We start from the raw sequence: 5,193 nt of genomic DNA on the forward strand, positions 1-5,193 counted from the left end.
CCGCAGGGCGGCGCTGGCCCGCGCAGGCAGCGGCCGCAAACAGAAAGAATAGTCGCCGTCATAGGGGGTGGGCCGCCAGCCCGCGTCCTGCATTCCTGCGTCGAAAGCGACATGGCAGTGGCCCCAGCCGCCTTCGCGCCGCGCGCGTTCGCCGAACCGGCCCAGGGCGTGCTGAAGCTCGGATGAGGCGACCTGCAGCCGCATCTTGGCGGCGCCCAGAGCCGGCGCCAGGCGGCGCAGGCTTTCGCACAGAGTCTGAATGGCTGTTCCGTCGTTCTCCAGCGCAATCAGGTCGATGATTTCGAGGATAGGCGGCTCCAGCGGCGTCTGTTTGTTCAGCATGGCGACGGCGAATCCCGTGATTCGTCCGCCCTGCCTGTGCGCCAGCGTCAGGGGCGGCACGGTTAGATCTGGATCAGACAGCCGCCATTTCATGATAGAAGGGCTGCGGTCTGCGATCAGGCGTCCTTCGGCCAGCAGGGCTTGCCAGAAGCGCGCATAGTCTGATCGCGCGGACAGGTCGGGGTTCAAGCTCACTGCGGAAGGCAGGCGGCGTTCGGCCTGGCGCAGACCGCGCCCGCTGAGCAGACGAGGCAAGGGCGACAGCTGTTCGCCCAGTAGCTGCGCCATCGCCGGGGCGTGCTCGACCACGCCGCGCAAGGCGCGCCCGCTGAGGCAGGCGGCGGGGTCGATCATCCAGGACAGCTTCATCGCATGGGCGTCGGGCGGCCAGGGGATCATGCCGTGCCGTTTGTAGAGGGGGCTGGAACGGGCGTTCGCGTTCAGCGTGTACCGGGCGAAGCAGGCGGGCTGATTGATGAAGGCGTCGATCAGATCGCGGCTGCGGCCCTTTTGCGCCGGAGGCACGACGATGGAATAGCCGGTGGCGCCGTGCAGGGCGCGGCCGTTCCGCCAGAATCGCTGAATGAAATTGCCGACGACGGCTTCTGCGCCCGCGCCGTGGTCGATCACCCAGCCGTGTGGGGCGTCGATCTCGGCCGCCGCCGGATTGGCCATCAGCCAGCGCCAACCCGCTATCGAGCGCTCCGGCCACCAGACGCTGCGGTGCAGCCGATTGACGGCTTCCAGATCGGACGCATTCAGCGGTCGCAACGGCATGGAGCGGCTCCTTGTGCAGGCGTAAGGAGCATTCTCGTAAAAAGTGTATAATGATATAAACGCCCTCAAAACGAGAAGTGTTTGGCCGTTATGCGACGACCTGACGGCCGGATTTCGCCGTTAACGCTTGTTTGCAATCCGTGACCGTGCTGTTTCTGCACGCTTCCGCGCCCGTCGGGGGCGCAAGAGATGGAGCTTGCCGTTGAGCACGACGGACGCAGGGGGCGCGCTCGAAGCGCCACGCAAGACCTTTTTGGGTCACCCGCGGGGGCTGGTGATCCTGTTCTTCACGGAGATGTGGGAACGCTTCTCCTATTACGGAATGCGGGCGCTGCTGGTCATGTACCTGACCCAGCACTTCCTGTTCGGACCGGCCGAGGCGCAGGGCATCTACGCCGCCTACGCCGCCCTAGTTTATCTGATGCCTGTTCTGGGCGGCATGATCGCCGACAAATACCTGGGCGCGCGTAAGGCCGTGGTCATCGGCGCCGTGCTGCTGGTGGCCGGTCACTTCACCATGGCCTTCGAAGGTTCGGGCGGTAAGGAAAGCCTGACCATTGGCGAGCGCACCTATCAGATCGAGGTCGTCGGCCGTGACCAGAACCGCACCATGTTCGCCGTCAACGGCGACGAGCGGGTCCAGATCTCGATCACCCCGGAAGGCGTGTCCAAGGTCGGCGCCGAACCGGCGGCGGCCCTAGCCGCCGACGCTGCGGCGGTCGCCGCGGCTGGCGAAGGCTTCCCCGCCTTCACCCCGACCAGCGGTTACAAGGTCGAGACCAAGCGCGACACCGCCTTCGGCGAGCCGGTCCTGTTCCTGGCCCTGTCGCTGATCATCATGGGCGTGGGCTTCCTGAAGGCCAACATCTCGACCGTTGTGGGCGCTCTGTATGAGCAGAACGACCCGCGTCGCGACGGCGGCTTCACCATCTTCTACGTCGGCATCAACCTGGGTTCGCTGCTGGCCACGGCCGCCTGTTCCTACCTGGGCTTCACCTACGGCTGGGCCTACGGCTTCGGCCTGGCGGGCTTCGGCATGCTGTTGGGGCTGCTGACCTTCCTGATCGGCGCGCCCTGGCTGGAAGGCCGTGGCGGACCGCCGGTTCCGCTGAAGGGGCGCTCCATCTTCGGCGTGCCGGTCGAGGCCTTCTTCTGGACGGCGGGCATCGTCGCCGTCTTCCCGATCTGGATGCTGATGCAGCGTCACGAGATCGTTCAGACGATCCTGATCCCGATCGCCCTGGTCACCTTCGTTTCGGTTGTCGGCTACACTGTCTTCCGCCTGAACGGCGCCGAGCGTTCGCGGATGCTGGTCGCCCAGGTGCTGATCTTCTTCTCGGTGCTGTTCTGGGCCCTGTTCGAGCAGGCGGGTTCGTCCCTGACCCTGTTTGCGGACCAGTCGACGCAGATGCCGAGCTGGTTCAACGCCGGCTACACCCAGATGTTCAACCCCGGCATCATCGTCATCGGCGGCCCGATCATGGCGGCCCTGTGGGTCTGGCTGGGCAAGCGCAACCGCGAGCCCTCGACCCCGGTCAAGTTCTCGGTCGCCCTGGTCCTGGTCGGCGCAGGCTTCCTGCTGCTGTCGTGGGCGGCGGCGAACAACTTCAATGAGTCGTTCCGCGTCCCGTTGATGATCCTGTTCCTGACCTACGCCTTCCACACCATCGGCGAGCTGTGTCTGTCGCCGGTCGGCCTGTCGATGATCACCAAGCTGTCGGTGGCGCGCGTGGTCGGCCTGATGATGGGCGTGTGGTTCCTGTCGTCGTCGGTGGCCCACATCGTCGCCGGCTGGATCGCCGCCGCCACCGCCACGGACACCGTGGCCGGCGTCGTCACCAACCCGCAACTGGCGCTGCAGACCTATGGCTCGATCTTCGGGACCATAGGCTGGACCGGCGTCGGCGTCGGCGTGGTGCTGCTGGCCCTGTCGCCCATCCTCAAGAAGGGCATGGCGGGCATCCACTGATCGCCTGATCAGTTGCTGACACAAGGAAAGGGCGGCGTCTCGCAGGAGGCGCCGCCCTTTTCAGTTGGTCCGGGATCGCCCGCCTGGCGCCGCCTCGCGTTGGGGGAACGGAGCGCCGACCGGAGGGTTCTCATCTTATGGCTCAGAAGGTCTTGCGCACGCGGATCTGATAGAAGGTGCGCGGGTCAACGAAGCGGTTCTCGACATAGGCGATCGGTCGGTTCTCACGATCGCCGAAGACGGTGCGCTCGACGTTGAAGTCGTCCCAAAGGTTGATCTGGCCCCGGATCGCCAGGGTCGGCGTCGGCTTATATTCAGCCCACAGCTCGTAATAGTCGTGGCCGCGCCAGCCCGAGATCTGGTCCGGCTGATAGTCCTTCTGGCCCAGCAGCGGGATCCAGGCGCCGCCCCACTGCAATTTCCAGCTGGTGATGTCCTGCTGGAAGGTGATGGTCGCCTGGCTGGCGCGGATGCCCGAGATGGGGCGGGTCTCGCCCGTGGTCGGGTCGGTGACCTCGGTGTGATTCCAGGTGTTCTTGAAGCCGAACTTGCCGCCCGAGAGGCCCAGCTTGTCGGTCGGGACGGTGACGTTCAGCACCAGCTGATCCAGCGTACCGTCGCCGATGTTGCCCACGGCGGCCAGACCGCCGTCCAGCGGGATCAGGTCGATGGCGTCGGTGATCTCGTCGTGGCGCAGGCCGACGCTGACGATGCCTTCGCCCCAGAACCGCTTCTCGAAGGTCAACTCGCTGACCCAGCGCTGTTCCGGCTGCAGGTTGACGTTGCCGCCGAAGACGTTCTCGTCCTCCAGCTCGGCCGAGGCGGCGAAGTCGCCGAAATCCAACTGACCGACGGTCCGCTCGATGCGCAGGCGGACCTGGGTGTCAGCCGTCGGCGTCCAGGTCGTCAGCAGGCGCGGTTTGGCGTAGAAGAAGCTCTTCTCCTGCTCGGCGTCGCCCGACTGGCTGATGGTCGAAGATTCTAGCCGCAGCCCGCCTTCCAGCGTCCATTTGGGATTGATGCGCCAGGTGGCCTTGCCGAACAGTTCGCCGCGCGTTTCCTCGACCTTCACCGAGGCGGAGGGCAGGGGGACGGGTGATCCGCCGACCGAATAGGCCTGTTCGACCTCCAGCATGTTGTAGGCGATCTCGCCCCCGCCTTCGAACTCCAGGGCGGCGGACCGCTCAAAGCGCAGCAGGCCGCGCAGGATGGTCTCGGACGAATCGCCGGTCGCGGCGAAACGCTGGATTGGCTCCTCGACGCCGGCTTCGCGGTTCAGCGACGTGGCGACGTTGTCGAACTCCTCAAACTCATGGATGAAGCGCGTTTCCAGCTTCAGCCGCTTGGACAGGGGGCGGGTGTAGACGACGCCGAACTCGCCGCTGTTGCCGTCTTCGTCATACAGGCTCTCGCGCAGGATGCCTGGCGCTGTCTGGCGGTTGATGTTGTGCCAGTCGTTGATGCCGTAGCGCGCCGTCAGGTCGATCTTGCCGCCCATCAGCGGGCCGGCGTAGGTGCCCCGGATCGAGTTCCCGCCGCCGTAGCCGTCGTTGTAGTAGTCCTCGGCCCGCAGCAGTTCGCCGTTCGGGCCGACGCGGCGCAGGGGACCCGCGCCGTTGGAATCGCTGTTGGAGATGCCGTCGCTCAGCGTCACGCCCCAGGTGCGATCGCCCTTGCGCTCGGTGAACTGATAGGTGCCGCCGAACAGGTCCTGGCCGCCCTCGAACAGGAAGGCGTTGCCGGTCAGGATATGCTCGCGGCTGACGGTGTTCTTCAGGATGACGTTGGCGACGACCGAATAGCCCTGCATCTCGATGCCGGGCGCGCCGCCCCGGATCAGCTCGATACGCTCGACCTGGCCGGCGACGGTGCGGCCCAGGACGTTGGAGCCGGTGTCGTTCTTCGACGCCGGGCGCGAGCCGTTGATCAGGACGTTGCCGACCGCGCCTTCGAAGCCGCGCGCCCCGTCGCCGTCGTTGACCGAGAAACCGGGCACCCGGTTGACCATGTCCAGCGCCGTGTTGGGGCGGGCGTCGGCGAAGAAGTCGGGGGTGAAGACCAGTACGGCCTGATCGCCGGGCGCGGCCGACTGGCGGGCGGGGGCG

3 protein-coding genes are annotated in these 5,193 nt (G+C 66.1%); 1 reads left to right on the top strand and 2 read right to left on the bottom strand.

The window, feature by feature from the left end:
* Positions 1–1,119, bottom strand: a 1,119-nt coding sequence (locus RT567_RS13285; RefSeq protein WP_313576777.1) for an N-acetyltransferase, incomplete at its 3' end; no start/stop codon positions are given.
* Between the two features lie 202 nt (positions 1,120–1,321).
* Between RT567_RS13285 and RT567_RS13290 the strand changes: the two genes are divergently transcribed.
* A complete protein-coding gene (locus RT567_RS13290; protein WP_313576778.1) occupies positions 1,322–3,088 on the top strand; it encodes an oligopeptide:H+ symporter in 1,767 nt (588 codons plus the stop codon).
* Between the two features lie 142 nt (positions 3,089–3,230).
* On the opposite strand, the gene RT567_RS13295 is transcribed toward RT567_RS13290, so the two are convergent.
* Positions 3,231–5,193: TonB-dependent receptor domain-containing protein (locus tag RT567_RS13295; RefSeq protein WP_313576779.1), on the bottom strand; the 1,963-nt coding region annotated here is incomplete at its 5' end.

The organism is Brevundimonas sp., from assembly GCF_032107865.1.
In the GTDB taxonomy this organism is placed as follows: Bacteria; Pseudomonadota; Alphaproteobacteria; order Caulobacterales; family Caulobacteraceae; genus Brevundimonas.